Origin of the sequence: Pseudoalteromonas sp. APC 3691 (genome assembly GCF_030408135.1) — a bacterium.
Lineage (GTDB): Bacteria > Pseudomonadota > Gammaproteobacteria > Enterobacterales > Alteromonadaceae > Pseudoalteromonas.
On the sequence record NZ_JASDCB010000032.1, the window covers coordinates 26,910 to 46,366 of the forward strand.

The window sequence follows — 19,457 nt, forward strand, 5'->3', positions numbered from 1 at the left end:
GTTGAGCGGTACCGGTAAAGGTGCCCGCTTTAGAATAAGGACGTAACTAATCTAGCCGTTAGCTTTGAGTTCACTGGTAAATTGCCCAATCGCATTTACAACTTCTTGTGCGCCTTGCTGAATTTCCTGCATCACATCACCCGACTCTTTAGATAGTGCTAAACCTTGCTCTGCTTTTTCTTTACCTTTTTCTATTACAGCCACCGTATTTTGGGTTTGTGATTGGTTACGCTGTACTACTTCTACTATTTCTTCTGTTGCTTTTGATGTACGAGATGCAAGCAGTCGAACCTCGTCTGCAACCACAGCAAAGCCTCGACCTTGCTCGCCAGCTCTAGCCGCTTCAATTGCGGCATTTAATGCTAACAAATTGGTTTGCTCTGCAATACTACTAATACTTTGTACAATACTCGATATTTGTTGCGACTGCTGATCAAGCGCTGAAATTTCACTTGCCGCTTGCTCCATGTTAATAGCCAGCTCGGTCATTACTGCAACCGTATCTTGTATAACGCTCGCGCCTTGCTCTGCTTTTTTATCCGTTTGGGTTGAGGTGCTATAAGCAATTTCGGCAGCCTTAGATATCGCAATTTCTTGATTTACTTGCTCTGTAATAACTGTTGCAAACTTCATTACTTTATAAAGCTCATTCACGTCATTTGAGATTGGGTTATATGACGCTTCTAACCATACAACATTGCCGTATTTATCAACACGCTTAAAGCGCTCCGCTATAAACTGTCCTTCTCTTAATTTAGCCCAAAACTGTTGATACTCTTGGGAATTATACTCTGAAGCTTCACAAAATGTGCGATGGTGTTTTCCTATTAATTCACTTTCTTGATAACCCATTGCTGATAAAAACTGCTCATTTGCTTTTAAAACATGGCCTTCTAAATCAAATTCAATTACTGCCATAGAGCGATATATCGCTTTGATAGTGTCGCTTTGCTCGCGGGAAGCCGTAATTGTTTTTGTAAGCACACTCCCGAATATAGAAAAATAGAGCAACTGATCTTGCTCCCCTTTTACAGGATGTACTATTAAACGTAACCATTCAGCTTTACCATCACCGCGCGCAATTTGTAATGCACCGCCCCAATGTCCTTCTTTTTTTATAGCTTGCTGTAGGCTTTTAAATTCTGAAGATTGACGAGATGACTCAGTAATAAAATCATCAAAAGAGTTATTAGTAAGATCGTCTTCGTTGTAGCCTAAGTTTTCTAAAAACCTATCATTGGCGTGCGAAATTCTGCCATCATAGAGAATGTTCAGTACTAACATCTCTCGGTAAAGCCCTTCCCACACTTGTTGTAACGGATAGAGTTCTGCTTTTAAAGAGGCTATTTCATTTTGCTTATTTTTAGAAAAAAACATTAATATCCTTACTAGGGCGTGTTGACCTTTGTGGATTGAAATTTGTTCAATCTAGGGGCGATTAAATCACGGCGCGAGGTTTGTAACCTAGTGGGCTAAGTAAAAACCGAGCAAAGCTTCCGCGTCCTGCTCACGCCCCTTACCTACATCCATGTAGGCAACAAAGAGTTAATCGTCCCTAGAAAGAACCCAAAGGGCAGCGTATGTTTGGTATTTATACTACGTTATCGCCTATTTATGGGGAATACCACACTACATAGGCTCTGCCTTGACTAAAAACCAAACACACTACTGCAAATTCACCCACCAAAGATCAACACGCCCGAATACATTCAGTATAAAATTAACTTTAGTATAGAAGACATTTATAATAACGCGATAAATAACAAGCAGTTTGAAGCTAAATTATTAATAAAAAATTCAAATTAAGCTTAAAATTGTAACCTTTCATATAAACCAGATGCTCTTGATACGCTTTTATTCATTGCTAGTTGCAGTACTTTTTTGTCAGCCACCAGCTCAAACTTATTTTTAGCGCGGGTTATTCCCGTATACACTAATTGCCTGTTAATACCCATGCGCGCTTGTTTTAGCGGTGGCAGTACCATAGCGGTGTAACTAAACTCTGAACCTTGTGATTTATGAATAGTCATTACGTATACTTTATCGTGTGCAGGGAGTCGTGCTGGCGAAAATGCTCGTTGATTACCTTGCTCGTCAATAAATATGGCTTTGAGCTGATTGCTTTCATCGGGCATTAAAATACCAATATCGCCGTTAAATAACTTAAGCTGGTAATCGTTTTGGCTCACCATAATGGGCATGCCTGTATAATGATGAGTATTAGGGCTAACTGTTATTAAACCTTGCTGTTGCAATACGCGCTCTATTCGCTGATTTAAGCTATGCACGCCGTAATCGCCCTCTCGTACCGCAGCTAAAAGCTGATAACTAGCAAAAGCAGCATGCACCTGTGCAACATCTGCACCTTGGGCAATTAAGTTAAGGTATTTTGCATAATGACTTGCTGCACTTTTAACAAGCTTTTCAATTGGTTTTGCTACAAAGTCGTAATCTAAAATTACATCGTTAAAGCGCCCTTCACTACTTTCTTGCTCTACGTAATTTAAAATACCGGTGTTATTGGTGTTTACCGCAAGTGCGAGTTGACCAATGCCGCTTTGTGCATCAAATCGATAACTGTGTTGTAAAAAGGCAATGCAATCTGCGAGTTTAAATTCACTCACGCTTTGCGCTACGAGCTTATGCTCATTATTAAAACATAAGCTATTTAGCTCATCACAACGTGCTTGCGAGTAGCTTGGCGTTTGCCCAAGTGTTAAACCTTGGCATAAATCGCTCATTACGCTGCCGGTATCTACCGAGGCAAGCTGATCTTTGTCACCTAGGAGTATTAATCGCGCGTGCGCAGGAAGTGCTTCTATTAATTTAGCCATCAGCGATAAATCGACCATACTGGCTTCATCAATAATTAGTACATCTAAATGCAGCGGATTACTTTTGTTATGCCTAAATTTATTAGTAAACGGTTTTACACCCAATAAGCGATGAATAGTTTGAGCGCTTTGCGGGATCAGCGTTTTTATATCATCAGGAATCGTTGTGAGCTTATTTTTGGCACCTAAAATAGATTCACTTAATCTTGCAGCGGCTTTACCTGTAGGGGCCACCAGCTTAATACTAAGGGGTGCTGTTTCATAAAGTGACTGCAAAATAGCCAGCAACTTAGTCACTGTGGTAGTTTTACCTGTACCTGGGCCACCCGTGATCACACTAAAGCCTTTGGTGGCCGCAATCGCACACGCCACTTTTTGCCAATCAGTTTCAATTGTCGAATCAGCAGGAAAATAGGTATTTAAAAGTTCAGCCAATACTTCATTATTAATATTGAGCTTTCGCTCGCTCATGCTTAATAGTCTATCCGCGAGTGTTTGCTCATAACCGGCAAGGCGCGCAAAATAAAGTCGCTCGTTAAACAGCTGCAGTGGTTTATTTTCGCCCACGCTTTCATGGCTTTGTAAATAATTAAGCGCTGTGTGTACATTAAAATCATCACTAAACGGGCTTAGCGTACTGGGTACATTGCCATCGAGTTTATTAAAGTCACTTTTGCGCAAGTTAAAAGGATTGCTCCAGTCAACCTCATTTAAGGTTAGGCAGCTATGCTGGCTTTGCTGTGATAAGCACAGCAATAAAATAATATAAAATAGTTCATTGTGAGTTTGCTCAATGTCATTAGCACACAGTAATTCAGCGAGCTTCACATCAACTACACGCAGTCGGTTTTGCGCTAATAAATACTCAAGTAACGGGACTTCGGTAATCGTATTATTTAACACAATGTCCTCTAATGGGGCATCTTGTGCTACATTTTTTGAAGTAAGAGGCTCTGCGGCTTCATTATTAAGTGTCTCGTCTATATCGTCAAACAAGCCAGGTTGCTCATTTAAATCGCTCATAGCATAGCTCCTTGGCTAAATAAGCCATCTAAAATAATCACTTGTTCTTCAGTTAGCTTTTTAAAGTACACGCCTTGCCCTGTCGGCATTCCACGTAAAAACGTGTAATACACGCCGCCTAAATGGGTTTCTATCGAGTAATCAGCTATACGTTGTTTTAATAAACGATGCAGCGCTACCGTGTAGATTAAATACTGTAAATGATACTGATGACTGCTCATCGCTTGCTCAAGCATATCGCCTTCGTAATCAGCTGGCGTACTGCCTAAATAATTAGACTTATAATCTAAAATATAATATTTGCCTTGGTAGCAAAATATTAAATCGACAAAGCCTTTTAACAAGCCTTTTACTTGTGAAAATTCAAGCTTACTTTGCGTAAAACCAAAATGTTTAACCAACATTTCGTTTAGCTTAGGTGCACTTAAGCTCTCAAGTGGTAAATTAAACTCCATTTCGACTAGGCAGTCGCTTGGTGTAAGTACACCCAATGAAAGAAGGCTCTTATCTAGAGAGCTGTTATCTAGGGGGCACGCAAGAACATCGAGCACCCACTTTTCAGCCACTTCTCGCCATTGCTCACCTATGTGGTATTTTTCAAGGCAGCGCTTAACAACTTCCGATAAGTTTTGCTCAGTATTAGTTGGGTGGACTATTGGGCTAGTAAAATCTATTTGTTCAAATATTTCGTGCAAACAACTACCGGGCTTTGGCCCTTTAGGAAAACTATAAGGTGATGGCAGTTCGTCCTCTTGCACTGCAAACTCGTCTTTTTCATGATCTTCATCGCTTCGCCCTGGGGCTAATTGGTCGCTGTGCTTTTTAAAGCTCAACGCGCTAAAGCTGGTTGCTCGCCAGTTACGCTCAATAGTTGCCGTTACTTTATTAACACTTAATGTTTGCTGCGCAATTTTACTATTATTAAAACTAAGTGTTCCCTGCTCTAATAATGTGTGTGAGGTAAATTGCTGATAGCTCATCGCGCTATTAGCGTCGCAAAACTCACTTAAATGCGTACGCCATGTTTGGCTACTGGCAAGTTCAAGCCCTGCAAATAACACATGCCCTAGTGCACTACTTTGCATAGCTAAGCGGCTACTTTGCCCTTGCCCAATATTATAAACACCCAGCGCACAAAAGTGCACGGCGCGAGTAAGTGCTACATACAGCAGGCGTAAATCTTCAGCTAGACGCTCTTGCTCTGCTTTTTGCAGGGCATCTTCGTCTTTACTTAAATCGTAAATCAGCTTGCCATTATTGTGATAAAGCGCTTCTTTAGTTTCGCGATAGCCACTGGCAAATGGCATAAATACCAGTGGGTATTCTAGCCCTTTTGAGGCATGCATAGTAACAATTTTAACTAAGTTGGCGTCACTTTCTAGGCGTACTTGTACTGTTTCACCATCTTGTTGGCTTACCTTTTGTGCAAACCAGCGCAGTAAACGCAGCGTGCCTTCAAGCTCTATTTGTTTTTGTTGAAGTATTTCGCCCAAATGCCTAAAGTCAGTCAGCCAACGCTCAACGTTATACCCTAAACCTTGCCATCTAGCGCTAAGCTGATTATGGCTCATTAAACGCTCAAGCATTGCCATAGCGCCTTGCTTGTTCCAAATATGACTAAGTTGTGCAAAAAAGTTTAAGTAGTCTTGCCATTTATTTTCATCATCGGCGAGTGCATGTATTTCGTTATAACTTAGACAAAATAGCGGACCAGCTAAAACACCGCGCAGCAGTGACTCGTCATATTGCCCATGCAGCGCCGTTAAAAAGTTAAGCAGGTGATGGCTAAGCTCTTGGCTAAAAACGCTCTCGCGCGATAAATACACACTCGCTATTTTGGCTTCGCTTAGCGCTTTTTTCATTATTTGCGCTTCAACACGGTCGCGCACTAATATACAAATATCGGCAGCACTTACAGGATTACTGCCAATACACGCATCCCCCTGTTTTGCTTTTTCAAGCAGGGTCACTATTTTATTAGCAAAGTGAGCGGCTAAATGTGCTTGCCCTACACCTTTGTTGGTTGGTTTGTTTTTTTCATCGGCGGCTTCATCCACAAATACATTAAATTCGAATGCGGTCGCGGGTTTGCCATCAATTAAAAAAGAGTCTTCCGCTTTTTTACCTTTAGCAGCCACTGCGTTAAACGGTATGGCGTCGTTATAAATAAAGCTGTTAGCGTGTTTGCCAAATAAACTATTAACACTATTTACTATATCGGTGCTTGAGCGAAAGTTAGTACCCAGCGTAAATTGCTGATCAGTCTGTACAGCTTCTTTTGCGCCAATATACGTAAAAATATCTGCGCCCCTAAAGCCATAAATAGCCTGCTTGGGGTCGCCTATCATGGCAAGTGTGGTATTTTGTTGCCCATAAATTTTACTAAAAATACCGTACTGAATTGGATCGGTATCTTGGAATTCATCAATCATAGCAACCGGAAACAACTGCGCAATTTTTTGCGCCAGTACGTCGCCTTGCTCGTTATTAAGCGCACTGTGTAAATTGGTCAGTAAATCATCTGGGGTGATCACGCTTTGCTCTTGCTTGCGCTTAACTATTGCGGCTTTTACCCAGCGCGCTGCATGTTGTACAACCGCTATTTTGAGCCCTTGGTTTATGCTGTTATTAAGTGCGGCAAGCTCGTCAAATTGACTCAGTAATGGATGCACAAATAATGGCTGATTTTTTTTATAATTGCCTGCATCGCTTAGGTTTTCTGTACTCCACACTTCAAACGAATACTTGTTAGTGCCAAATTCAAAAAACAAATCGCCGCCTAAACAAAATGCTTCAAGCGCACCAAGGCTGCCTTTTCGTGCTGGCGTTTTAGACCCGCTTAAACCCGAGCCTTTAATAGCACCTATAAACTCTTGATCTAATACTGCTTTTTTAAATGCAGGTACACGGGTTATGTACTCCTCACGGGCTTTCCATACATCATCTAAATTTATTTGTGGTGTAATGTGCGCATTAGCTTTGTTTAAAATGCTCGCCACTTGAGCGAATAAAGCCTCAGGTGCGGCAAATACATCTAAAATAGCATCGGTGCGTTCTTTGTTAAGTGGGTATACAAACGCACGCCAAAAATCTTTAATAGTTTCGAGCAGTATGTCGCGCTCATCTAAAATAAATTCGAGGTTAAACGCCACACCCGATTCAAACGCATGTTGTTTTAGCATCCGCTGACAAAAGCCATGAATAGTAAAAATAGCGGCTTCGTCCATTGATTTAGCAGCTGCATCGAGTAAATCAAAGGCGCGGTGTTTATCATCAATTTTGGCAATTACGCCTTCAATGAGTTCGTCGTTTGGGTCTTGCCCAAGTAGTGCATCGCGCGCAGCAATAATTCGGCTGCGTACGCGGTCTTTAATTTCTTGGGTGGCGGCATCGGTAAAGGTTACAACCAAAATTTGCTCAACACTGAGCGGCGTATTTAACTCACCTTCTATTTGCATACCTAACAAGTAGCGTAAATACAGCCCCGTAATTGTATAAGTTTTGCCGGTACCCGCACTGGCTTCTATTAAACTTTGACCAATGAGCGGCATAGTAAGAGGATTAAGCGCTTGCATGGTCACTCTCCTTTGCGTGTTCAAATAAAGGCGTGAGCAATTTATCACTCCATTTTATAAATTCTTCTTGGCAGTCGTTTAGCGATTGCACCGTTAAGCGGATATACGGGTTTTCGCCCTCTCCTCGCCCTATGTATTGCGGGCTAAATTTGCTCATCGCTTTTGTTATATCGCCGCCGCTTTTAACGTATTCATAACCACTTACCGGAAAGAACGGCACAGGCTCCGCGCGCAGCGCTTTGTATAATTCAAACCAATCAAGTAACAATGCATCGGCATCAGCTTTATTAATTGGCGCAAAGGTAATTTGCTTATCGAGTCCAAGTAACAATGTTTCTACTTGTTGATCCATACTTTGCGCTGCGAGGTGATAAATAAAGCCTTTAATTAAATCTTTCGCTTTAATACTCGCACTGCGGTAAAACACTTGTTTTTGCAAATAAACATGATTGAGCCAGCCCTCTACTTTGGTGCCTTCAATGGTAAGCAAAACTTCTATCGGCTCACTTTTTCCGCCTTTAATGTGCTCTTTTACTTGCCCTGCAAGCGCATCAACTCGGTGCTCCATACTCTCAAATATGAGGCTGCCTACATTGGCTTGAGGTAACTCACCCCGCTGCAGTATCTGCTCGGTACTCAGTGGTTGCTCGTTTATATTGGCTTTAAGTATTTCATCAAGGTAAAAATAACGGCGCAGCGCATCTAGGCTAAAGGGTTCTTCGTCTTTTGCTACTTCGTTAAATTGTGGTAGGCGTAAGCCCAATGTTTGTTGATAAAAGCTCTCTTGTGCGCTGCACACACTTCTAATAAACACATCAAGATCTAACTGCTCTGGCACAACAACATCAAGTGCAATAACCGGTTGTGGTTTAATTGACTCACTTGGCAGCCAAATTGGATTGTAACTGTGGTTACTCAGCACAGTATTGGCTTGCTCATCGGCTAAATAATAATGGCTATTAAAGGGCTGTAAATGCTGCTGATTAATTAGACATACGGGCAGTGTTTTTTCGCTTTTCTCGCTTAATACAAAGCTACGCCCAATATATTCTAACAGCTCGCTTACAAGGGTTGATGGCATACGCGGTTGGTTATCAAAACACGAACGACCAATGTAACTCATGTATAAGTTGTCGCGGGCACTCAGTAGTGCTTCTAAAAATAAGTAGCGGTCATCTAATTTACGTGATCGGTCACCTTTTTGCTTTTTAGAATAAGGCACCAAGTCAAAACCAATAGGCTGTACGTTGCGCGGGTAGTCGGCATCATTTAAGCCCAGCATACACACCACTTTAAATGGCACGGCGCGCATGGGCATAAGCGTACAAAAGTTTACTTGGCCTACTAAAAACCGCTGCCCCACGCCTTTTTCTTGAATGCCTTGTTTAATTAGGTAACTAACAATACGCTGCGAAACCGCTTTACTGTAATCGCCGTTGTCGTGGTGCTTTTGTAACTCTTCGAGCACATTTTGCAGCACTAATAAATCCCAGCTGTCGTCACTTTCACTTTCGTATATAGCGTTTAATAGCTCACTTAAAATATGCGCTTTATTAGTGAGCGTATCGTCGGGCGTTAGCTGCTCTTTAAAGCTTTGCAGTACATCAATAAAGTGCACGAGCTTGTTGAGTGTATCAAGCGCCATGCCTTCTACTTCATCGGCGCTGTAAATACCGTTAAACGGGCATTGCTCGTCGCGCATGGCAATGCCAAGCAACAAACGGTTGAGCCCATGTTGCCAGGTATTTAAATCAATAGCGGGCAAATCAAAGCTGCTTTTATGCGCTGCGTTTATACCCCACTTAACCCCAACACGTTCAAGCCAGTATTGAATTTGCTCGTATTCGTGTGCTTCAAGCCCAAACTTTTCGGCTATTTGCGTCACTTGTAATAAATCGAGAATATCCGACACACCAAAGCGCGAAAACGGTAAGTTAGCTAAACTCGCAAATGAGCTAAGGACAGGCTTTTCTTGCTCTATGGCTAAATCGGCCAATGCGTAAGGAATAAAGCGGCTACCTTGTGCTCCACCAAATACGGCTTCAATGTAAGGGCTGTAAGTGCCTACATCGGGCATCATGACGATTATGTCTTTAGGGGTAAGCGCTGGGTTTTGATTAAATAAGTTAAGTAAGTAGTCGTGCAAGCGCTCAACTTCCCTAAGCGGTGTATGGCAATCGCTGAGCGTAATGCTGGTGTCGGTTGCGCTGATTGGTAACTTACCTTCGTCGTTTATAAACCACTCTTTGTTATCACTCAGCGATTCACCTTTAAACGCAAGCTGATAAATCTCGCTTTGTACTTGCCCTAGTAAGGTGTCGTCAAACACATCAATAAAACCATCAATCCAACGGGCATCTAACTGTACAAGTTGTTCAAAATAGTCGCGACCTAATTTACCCCACGACGATAATAACGGATTACCAATAAAGTAGTACTCTTCATCTGGATTGGTTTGTTTTTTTTGTTGTGCTTCTACCAGCGGCATTTTAGCGTATTTAGCGCTTATTTTAGCCGCTGTTTTTTCATCTATGATATCGCCCCAGTAATGCTCACTCGGGTTAAAAAAGAATAATATAACCTCGGTTTTTTTACTCAGCGCTTCAAACACCTCAAGCTGGGAGCTGGCAATCGCCGATATACCAAATAAGCTAATGCGTTGTGGCAGTAAGCTATTATCCATAGTCTCAAGCGCTGCAAGTAACTGCCCTTGCATATTAGCGCGATGAAATTGACTTTGCCCAAGGTCTTGGCTTAATTTTACAATGCGTCGCCATAAGTCAGGTTGCCATGGTGCAATGGCTACATCTACATCATCAAGCTCATCTTTGCCGCTATCCCATGTGGCTATCCAGTGCGGTCGGTACATTAAATATTGGTCGTACACATCGGCTATTTTTTCGCATAACGCAAAGGTTTTTTGCCCGTCAATATCGCCCTCTAAATAGGTTTTTAGCGGCAAATATAATGGCTCGTCAATACAGTTTGGTAAAATTGCAAACAGTTTCCAAGCAAGGTTAGGTTTATTAAACGCCGACTCTTTAGGGACATTTGGCAGCAATTGCTGATACAACTGCCAAATAAAGCTCGATGGCAGCGGAAAATCGACCTGCGCTGCAACCCCTAAGTTTTCGCTCAAACCTATTTTTAACCACTGCGACATACCCGGCGATTGCACTAGCACTACTTCTTTGTCGAACGGGCTTTGCAATGGGTTTACTTTTAACAGCTGGTGGAACTGCGCTTGCAGGGCTTCCATCCGGTTTGATTGAATAATATTTAGCATATAACACTGACCTTGCTTGAGATAAAACCAGTGTAAGATATTTTCAATATTAGGGGTAGCGCAAACGGGTAATTGGCTTTAATAAATCAGAGAGTTAAGAACTAACTTACAGATTTTATACGCACAGCATCTATTTTATATACTGTGCGTAGTAGTGAGTTTATTTATAAGGGCTAATACTTGATAAACTAAAGTCACTTTGCATTATTACTTCGCCATCAATGCCTTTTAATTTAAGTGAAATAGTGGGGTCAATTTGCTGCCAGTCTATGCTTAAATTACCATAATTTACGTTATGAGTAAAATTCCCTACTCGGTGTTTGTTAGGGCTTACATCTTTCCACTTTTCAGTTAAGCCAGAGCTGGTCATCTCAATTAATGGGTAATCAAGGTTTTGCTGATACTTTGATATTTCACCCCAGTGCGTATCGCCGCTGATGATCACTACCCCATTTACCTTATGCTTTTTAATCAATGCAAATAAACGGTTTCTATCTTCAGGAAAGTTTGCCCATGACTCCCAACCTGTAAAATCGGGTAAAAGCTGTAAGCTTGAGGCAATCAATTTTATTGCAGCAGGCTTTTTAAGCTCTTGTTCAAGCCATTGCCACTGGGCTTCACCTAGCATTGATGCGCCCTTCACTTCACTAGGACTATACGGGCCTTGGTTATTAAGTTTACGCTTAGTGTAGTATTCAAGCTCACCTACATGGTTTAGCGCATCACGGTTCCAACGTAAATCAGGCATTATTACTTGTATGGTTTGCTCATTTTCACCATACATGTACGAGGTATAAATTCCATCAGGACGAGTGCGACGCGCTGAGTTTACAGGTTCATCCCAAAAATTAAGCATAATTTGGCGTGATTGCTCTTTATGCGGATACTCTTTACCTGCATCGTTTTGGCCATAATCGTGGTCATCCCACATAGCAATGATAGGCGTTTGCGCTTTTAACGTTTTAAAACCAGGCTTTGCCCCTAAACGTTGGTACTTATCGGCAAGTACATCCATATCGTTGGTATCGCCGTAAATATTGTCACCCAAAAATATAAACAAATCCCCCTGCTCTTTGTTAATTGTATTAAATATGGGTATGTTTTTATCTTGATGCCCACACGAACCAAATAGGATTTTAGATGGCGCGGCATTAACACTCGCGCTAATAACCAAACTCAACGCCAAGGCAGATAGGGTTAATGGTTTTAATAGGTTCTTCATTTTAAAATCTCGCTAATAGCTGGCGCCATATTTGAATTTATTTCATTTGGATTCTGCCCAAGAGCCTTTAAAACGGTCGCTGCTATTTGTACTTGTTTAAGCTCATTTTTAGTTTTAATTAAGCCCCGTCCTTTTATTGCGGAGCCGATGGCTGCAAGCCAAATATGTTCAGAGCCGACAATTCCTTCTGGGTAGGTATTTTCACCTAACTCTAGCTCAGCAAGTGCACGTTTAGAGCTGTGATGTTGCCAATCGTTGGCATTATTGCCACGCCCGTGATCAGTGGTAATAATTAGTGTGGTGTTATCTTTATAACCCGCTGTAGTTTGAATGGTTGCCCATAAGTCTTTTATAAACGCGTCACTTTGCCTTGCCGATTTAAGGTATTGGTCGTAATGACCATCATGCGCAAAGTCATCGGTTTCGCCTAAACTTATCACTAACAACTTAGGCTTTTTAGCCAACATATACGCTTTAGCAAAGCGATATGTAAAATTGTCTAATCGTACGTTATACCAAGGGCTGGGGATTTCATTTTGTAGTGCATTTAACAATGGCGCATCAGTGAATAAATTCTCTTCAATTGACATAAAACCTGCATTTACATACACGTTACTGCGCTTAGTATTTACAATGTATGGAAATACATCCCAACTACCAAATAAGGCTGTGCTACCTTTAAACTCAGGTAACTTATCTAAACGCTCTAAAATAGTTTTATTTGGGTTGAGCACTTTGTTGTTACTATTTATACTTTCGTCAACTTCACCGGTGAGTATTTCGTTGTAACCAGGGTATGAAAAATACCACGGGTTACTTACCGACATAGTAGAGCCGTTAGCTCTATCGCCAATAATTACGCCTTGTTTAGCCACTACTTGCGTTAAAAAAGGCATTAGTAATTGCTGGCGCTCATTTGCTGTTTTTGCCCAAAACTGGGTCTTTAATTGCTCTGGCTTTTTAACAAAATCAGTATTATTAATTAAGCTATTATCAGCCCCATTAAATACTTCTTGCCAGCGTACTCCATCAAGCGTTACCAGCACTACATTTTGCGCTGCTGCTGCAAAGTTACTCGCTAATACACTTAAGCTAAATAGTGTTACTTTTAAAATCGTTTTCATCGCGTTTTGCGCCCTTTCATATAATAAAGCCCATCAATGATGGGCTTTATTTTAATTCAATTACTAAAACTTAATTAAAAGTCAGCGGTAAATGTAACTGCTGCGGTGCGTGGCGCGCCAATGTAATAAGTAGCGCCGTTACCAGTACCACCTGCTAAGTAGCTTTTGTCAGTAACGTTATAAACAACAAACGATACGTCAATGGCTTTAAACGGGCCTGCATCTACGTCAGTTGAATAACCTGCATTAAAATCAAGTACGGTGTAGCCGTCTACTTTATTACGCGTGCGAGTATCTTCGTCTTGCCATGCACCTAAGCGCTCACCAGTGTATTTAGCCGATAAACCAACACGAAAGCCATCGCTAAAGTAATCGGTAGATACCACAAATAAATCTTCTGATGAATCTATTATGCTGTCGCCTTTTCTAAAGCTCGGTGCTACCTCATTACCACTTTCATCTCTTAATATTACACCCTGTGAATCGTATGCATTTGGATCATCGGATGAATACTCAGAACTGCTATTAGTATACGACGAGTACACGCTCCAGCTTGGTGTTAACATATAGCTTGCTGCAAGCTCAAGCCCATTTGAGTCAATACCCCCTACATTTACGTACGAGCCATTTGTACCAATGGTGTAATCAATCCCATCTGTGCCACTACCAGGGGCAATAAAGGTAATGCGGTTATCAAACTTAACACTGTAAGCCGTTGCTGTAAGGGTTAATCTGTCGGCTTGGTAACGTACACCAAAGTCGATGTTGTCGGCAGTTTCTGGCTCTATGTTTATAAGTGTTGAGCTATCTCGCTCAAGTACACCGTCTTTTATTGCTGAAAAATTCTCGCTGTAACTAGCAAATAATTCTGTGCTGTTATTTAGCTGATACAATACACCACCACTAAATAACACGTCTGAGTCGCTATCTACTTTATCTGATCTTTCGTTAGCAAAGTGGTCGTATTTTTGTAATTCAACTAAATATTGTTTTGCACCAATATTTAATGTTAAGTCGCCAAAATTAATCGAGTCTTGTAGGTACCATTTGAATGTATCGGTATCAAAAGTGTTTTTGTATTGTGTCCAGTAAGGCGTGCTATCAAAGTGATGATAAATACGCGCATCAATTACTTTGTGCCAATCACGCGATTCATCACGTTCGCTTTGCTCATACCAAAAGCCCGCTTCGATATCGTGATCACCAAATGTAGCTTGGTAATTTGCCGTTACACCTAAACGATCTTTGTTGTAATGCGTGTGGCGGTAAGACATAACAGGCGTTGCTGTTGCATCGTAACACGCAGGATTTAAACCAGGACCCGACTCCCATGGCCTGCTCAAACTTTGCGTACAATCGGCATTGGGTGCAAGCGGGTTGCCTTCACTATCAGCAAAACCATAAGAGCCTGCATTAGTGCCACCCTCGGTTGTTGGGTTGCCATTTTCATCAACCGGCGTTGTTAAATAAGGTGGGATCCAATCGCCGCGACCTGAATTTTTATGATAATAAGGGCTAACAGTTAATAATGAAGTTGGCGAAATAGCGTATTCAAATTTTAAATAGCCTAAGGTATTTTCACGAAGCGTTCCCCAACCTTCTGCAAACATTTGGTCAAAATGCGGAACTCCTGTCCAATTCCATGTTAGCTGATCCCAATCGGGTGTTTGTTCAAACTGCTCAAGGCTTACGCTGTTATAGTTTGTCTCGCTTACATCATCGTAAGATAAACGACCAGTAAGTGTTAAATCGTCAAAATTAGATACAAACTTAAGCTCTGCGTGTTGGTTGTCTTTGCCCCCATTACTGCCTGAACCAATCCAGCGGCTTGTATCGGTTTGCGAGTAACTTACGTACGCTTGTGTGTTATTAAAAACAGTGCCTGTTTCGTGTTTAATATAATAACGCGTGGCATCGTGACTGCCTGAGGTATAAGCAAAGGTAGTGCCTTTTTCAAGGCTTGGGTCTTTACTTACAAAGTTAAATGTCCCGCCTAGTGCTTCAAGTGAAGCCGACTTAATATCAGACGTACCTTGACCTACTTCTACCGTTGCTAAATTTTCACTCTCCAAGTAACGGTTAGCTTTAGCACCACCGCCGTAATTAGAGCCACCATTGGGGATGCCATCAACGGTCATACCTAATTGTTGTTGGTTTCCATCAATACTAAAACCACGCATAGTGATTGTAGTAGACCAATCGTCGCCACCAAATGCATCACCTTCGTTTATGCTAATCCCTGGTAAGTTATCAATAACCGATAATATGCTCGATACCGAACTTTGCTGCTCAAGCATTGCAGGCTCAATAACATTGTTAGCGTAGCTCGTTGGTTTAGCTACAACGGTTACTTCTTCTATGGTGCTGTCGTTAGCATAAGTAGATGTTGATACAGTCATGGCAATAGCCATGCTCAATAGCGATTTGTTTTTTAAAGCGTACATTGTTGTCCCGTTTAGTTTTAATTATGTAATATGAAAACGAGCACAGTATGAATTTTAAATATGACAACGAGGATGAACTTTATTTACATAAAGGTTAAACAAATATGGAAGATTTATGGCGAGAATATGTACAAAAAAAGACACCCAAAGGTTTAGCTTTGGGTGCCTTAATTATTTTCTAGAACTTATTACAAATAGTAATTTATTTTAATTCAGCTAGCATTTCATCGCTGTAAGGTACTAACTCTTCACCGTTTGCAATTTTGCTAATGTAATCTGGGTTTGCGATAAGTGGGCGACCAATCGCGATTAAATCAAACTTAGCATCGTTAATTGCTTCTTTTGCTGACTCAAAAGTATAGCTGCCTACGCCTACTAATGTACCTTTGTAGCCTGCACGTAAAAATTCAGACGTCGTTTTACCTTCAAGCGACTCAAACGCTGTACTGTCGTCAAAAATACCGCCGTGTAAGTATGCTAAATCTCTCTTCTCAAGCTCTGGTAATAAGTAATCAAATACCGCTTTATCACGGTTATCTTCGCTCATATTAAAATAAGCACCCGGTGTAACACGTAAAGCAGTACGCTCATTACTTACAGCGGCGATAACTGCATCGGTTACTTCTAGTGCAAAACGCGACATATTTTCAGGCGTTTGACCGTATTCGTCGCTGCGTGTATTTGCAGCGTAATGTAAAAACTGGTCAATCAAATACCCGTTAGCACCGTGAATTTCTACCCCGTCAAAACCCGCTTCAATCGCATTTTCTGCCGCTTTTGCGTAATCAGCTACTAGACCTTTAATATCATCGGTTGTGGCTGCTTTTGGCGTAATGTAAGTAAGCTCACGCATACGAGGTACAGAGCCTTCAACGCCAATTGCCGATGGTGCCAGTACATCGCCATCAAAAAAGTGAGGATGTGCAACACGGCCAACATGCCAAAGCTGTGCAAACATTTTGCCGCCGTTAGCGTGTACTGCATCTGTTACTTTTTTCCAACCTTGAATTTGCTCACTGGTAAATAAACCCGGTGTATTTGGGTAACCTTGCGCATCTGGACGAATAATAGTTGCTTCGCTAATAATTAAACCGGTTTCGGCACGGCGAGCATAATATTCAACCATATCTTGTGTTGGCACTAAGTTATCGTCAGCCATACAACGCGTTAATGGTGCCATAAGTACGCGGTTTTTAAGCTCAATCGTATTATTTAGTTTAAACGGAGCAAGTAGATCAGTAGTCATTTTTCAATCCTTCATTAAGTATATGCTTACTACAATGTGGCCTTTTTACAAACATTCAAGCTTATTTTGAATGATCGCTCAAATTAGTTGTGACTTATACTGTTCAATATACAAATTAGATCTGCATTGCTGAAATTAAATAGCAACTTTTCAACACTCTGTCATATAACTCGATATACTTGTGTGCATATAATTTAGATATAGTAATTAAGAGTGAGCTAATTATGACAACGCCAAATTTAAGCGAAGAACAAGCAGTAATTTTAGGGCTTGGAGCAAAAAAACGCCTAGCCTATATGTTCGAAACCGTACAACAGTTCAAGCAAGTATGGATTTTAAACGATGATGATGGCTGCGTTATGCTTGCCAACGAAGATGACGACTGTGTGCCAGTTTGGCCAACTCGTGAATTTGCAGAAGCATGGGCAACTGGCGAATGGGCTGGCTGCAGCGCTAAAGCAATCCCACTTGCTGACTGGTTTAGTCGCTGGACACCGGGTCTTGAGGAAGATGACTTACTTATTGCTGCCTTCCCTACAGAGGAAGATGATGGCACGATATTGTTTTCAGATGAGTTTGAAAAACAATTAAAAGCGCCAAAGCAAAAATATTAAGGTTCAAAGCCTAAATACTCAGAGTTCTAAAATTTATAAACGCGGCACTCAATTTAGTAGCCGCGTTTTTATTGGCAATATCTAAAATTCAAATAAGCCTGTGTAATTGCATCTGGATTTTCTACTTGCGGATAATGCCCAAGCTCTACAAACTCTTGTACGCGCGCATTGGGAATAAGCTTTTTATAATGCTCAATCATATGCTTACCAGAGATGGGGTCTTCTGCGCCTGCTATAAACGTAAGTGGTATATTGCTATTTATGGTGGCACCAACCCAGCGTGCTCGGTTTTGCTGCCTCTGCTTTATATAACTAATAAGTTTGGGCATTATGGCTAAGCCATCTTTATAAATTAGCAGCTCCCAAAGTGTGTCTACCACTTGTTTTGAAGGCGGTGTACTTTTACCAAAAATAGTAAGTAGATTATTGGCAAATTTTTGTTTATTCATTAATTTTGGCACTATCCAACCTAGCTTTGAAAGTAAAAGCTTTTGTATAAATAAGGGTTTATGCACCTCAGGAAATAACCCACCATTTAAAAAGCACACACTGTTTATTTTAAAGTCACTTTGGCTAACGACTTGCCTTGCTAATAACTCTTGAGCCACAGTATCGCCATAGTCATGAGCTAAAATATGTATATCATTAATATTTAACGTTTTTAAAAATTGAGTATATAAGTCGGCTTGTTCAGTAATTTTATAGCCTGCATTTTTAGGTTTATCTGACAAACCAAAACCTAGCATATCGAGTGTAATTACAAAATAATGTTCACTAAGGGTTTGCCACATACCTTCCCAGTCCCAACTAGCACTTGGAAAGCCATGTATTAAAAGCAGCGCAGGCTTAGTTATATCACCAGCTGTTTTAGTAAAAATTTGATGGCCACTAATTTGAGTAAATTGACCCTGTGATTGCCACTGTTGAAGAGAAAACATATATTAGCTTAATTTTTATTATTGATTTGTTAGTTTTATCATAAAGATAATGAAAAAAGGAAACAAAACCAATGCATAAAATTTGCATTGGCTTATTAAAAGTCATGTTAAAATTTAATAGTGTAATCTACATAAACTCGGTGGTCGGCTCTGTCGCCTTTAACACCATCAACACTGCCTGATTTTTCGGTTGTATAATCTACAAATAACCAACGTAAGCTTAAGCCTTTTATTTTCTCAACTTTATAGCGAGTATCTACAGCCCAATATTTTTCGTCGGCTGTACCACCTAACTTACCCAATGCAGAATTTTCAGCATCGCTGCCGTCTGTGTAGTAAAATTTAGTTGTTAAGCCAGGCGATACTGCTTTCAAATCAATTCCTAAACGAGCTTGCCATGATGTTTCATTTTGGTTTGTTAAATCGGCACCAATTAATGAGCGAGTTGGAAATGGGTTTGTACCATGGTCGCCACTGAAATTATCTTCAATCCAAGCATCACTTACTTTAGTAAATGCCGCACCTACACTCCAAATATCTTTTTTCCAATCGGCATCTAGGTAATAGGCAAACCCATCGTTTTCACTTTTGGTTAAACCTGTTAATGCACCAGGTGCATCTTCATCATCTAAATCACCACCCTCTGCGCCTGTTACAAATAAATCACCATCATCTTGTGAGGTAAATATGCCAGTTGAAAGGGTTAACTTACTTTGCTCAAGCTTAATGTCGTAACTGATTTTTAACCCGATTTTACTTAAATAATTGTGCGAATTTAAATATTCAGCCTCTAATATTAGATTGTCTTTTTTATGCGTAGCACCTACGCCCCAAATTACGCTAATAGCACCAGTTGCCGATTGATCGGTAGAAAAGTCTTCCCATCTATCATCGTGTCGACGGCTCCATTTATCGTAAACGTAACCGTATAATTTAGGGCGTGTTGATCTTTGTGGTATGAAAAACAAACAGCATGAAGATAAGGTATAATTGAATTCGCCAGAAAACTTTACACCGAACCTACATGCCAAGATTAATGTTAACAGACGGGACATGGAATGTCTTATCAAAAGTAATGTACTTAAGTGGTCGAATTTATAATAAGCCCGACCATAGAAAAACGCTCGAAAGCATACTGTATAAGATGCGCA

Annotated in this window: 11 protein-coding genes and 1 pseudogene; 2 read left to right on the top strand and 10 right to left on the bottom strand. The window is 40.8% G+C overall.

Annotation, left to right across the window (positions count from 1 at the left end):
• Positions 1-51 precede the first annotated feature (51 nt).
• The 8 genes from QL998_RS11725 to QL998_RS11760 all read right to left on the bottom strand — a co-directional run bounded on the left by QL998_RS11725 (position 52) and on the right by QL998_RS11760 (position 16,754).
• Entirely contained in the window at positions 52-1,377 is a 1,326-nt protein-coding gene (locus QL998_RS11725; RefSeq protein ID WP_024596440.1) for a PAS domain-containing methyl-accepting chemotaxis protein, read from the bottom strand.
• Between the two features lie 431 nt (positions 1,378-1,808).
• Complete coding sequence (gene recD, locus QL998_RS11730; RefSeq protein WP_182194308.1) at positions 1,809-3,857, bottom strand: exodeoxyribonuclease V subunit alpha; 2,049 nt, start codon at positions 3,855-3,857, stop codon at positions 1,809-1,811.
• Positions 3,854-7,432: an exodeoxyribonuclease V subunit beta gene (recB, locus tag QL998_RS11735; protein ID WP_290192734.1), complete on the bottom strand. Its 3,579-nt coding sequence runs from the start codon at positions 7,430-7,432 to the stop codon at positions 3,854-3,856. The genes recD and recB overlap by 4 nt, the downstream gene beginning before the upstream one ends.
• Positions 7,419-10,718, bottom strand: coding sequence for an exodeoxyribonuclease V subunit gamma (gene recC, locus QL998_RS11740; protein ID WP_290192735.1), 3,300 nt, complete (start codon positions 10,716-10,718; stop codon positions 7,419-7,421). The genes recB and recC overlap by 14 nt, the downstream gene beginning before the upstream one ends.
• 160 nt (positions 10,719-10,878) lie before the next feature.
• Positions 10,879-11,940 (bottom strand): alkaline phosphatase D family protein, encoded by a 1,062-nt coding sequence (locus tag QL998_RS11745; RefSeq protein ID WP_290192736.1) that lies wholly within the window; start codon positions 11,938-11,940, stop codon positions 10,879-10,881.
• Positions 11,937-13,064, bottom strand: a complete 1,128-nt coding sequence (locus QL998_RS11750; protein WP_290192737.1) for an alkaline phosphatase family protein — start codon at positions 13,062-13,064, stop codon at positions 11,937-11,939. The genes QL998_RS11745 and QL998_RS11750 overlap by 4 nt, the downstream gene beginning before the upstream one ends.
• A gap of 74 nt (positions 13,065-13,138) precedes the next feature.
• The gene (locus tag QL998_RS11755) at positions 13,139-15,508 is read right to left on the bottom strand and encodes a TonB-dependent receptor (protein ID WP_290192738.1); all 2,370 of its coding nucleotides are present in this window, start codon (positions 15,506-15,508) and stop codon (positions 13,139-13,141) included.
• 202 nt (positions 15,509-15,710) lie between these two features.
• A complete protein-coding gene (locus tag QL998_RS11760) occupies positions 15,711-16,754 on the bottom strand; it encodes an alkene reductase (protein WP_290192739.1) in 1,044 nt (347 codons plus the stop codon).
• Positions 16,755-16,978: 224 nt separating this feature from the next.
• Here QL998_RS11760 and QL998_RS11765 point away from each other — a divergent pair, with 224 nt between their 5' ends.
• Positions 16,979-17,368 (top strand): DUF2750 domain-containing protein, encoded by a 390-nt coding sequence (locus QL998_RS11765; protein ID WP_138585855.1) that lies wholly within the window; start codon positions 16,979-16,981, stop codon positions 17,366-17,368.
• A gap of 68 nt (positions 17,369-17,436) precedes the next feature.
• On the opposite strand, the gene QL998_RS11770 is transcribed toward QL998_RS11765, so the two are convergent.
• A complete protein-coding gene (locus QL998_RS11770) occupies positions 17,437-18,306 on the bottom strand; it encodes an alpha/beta hydrolase (RefSeq protein ID WP_182194287.1) in 870 nt (289 codons plus the stop codon).
• Between the two features lie 107 nt (positions 18,307-18,413).
• Entirely contained in the window at positions 18,414-19,274 is an 861-nt protein-coding gene (locus QL998_RS11775) for an OprD family outer membrane porin (RefSeq protein ID WP_290192740.1), read from the bottom strand.
• A 56-nt stretch (positions 19,275-19,330) separates the two neighbouring features.
• On the opposite strand from QL998_RS11775, the pseudogene QL998_RS11780 reads away from it, so the two are divergent.
• A pseudogene (locus QL998_RS11780) lies at positions 19,331-19,457 on the top strand (IS5/IS1182 family transposase); the annotation flags it as partial.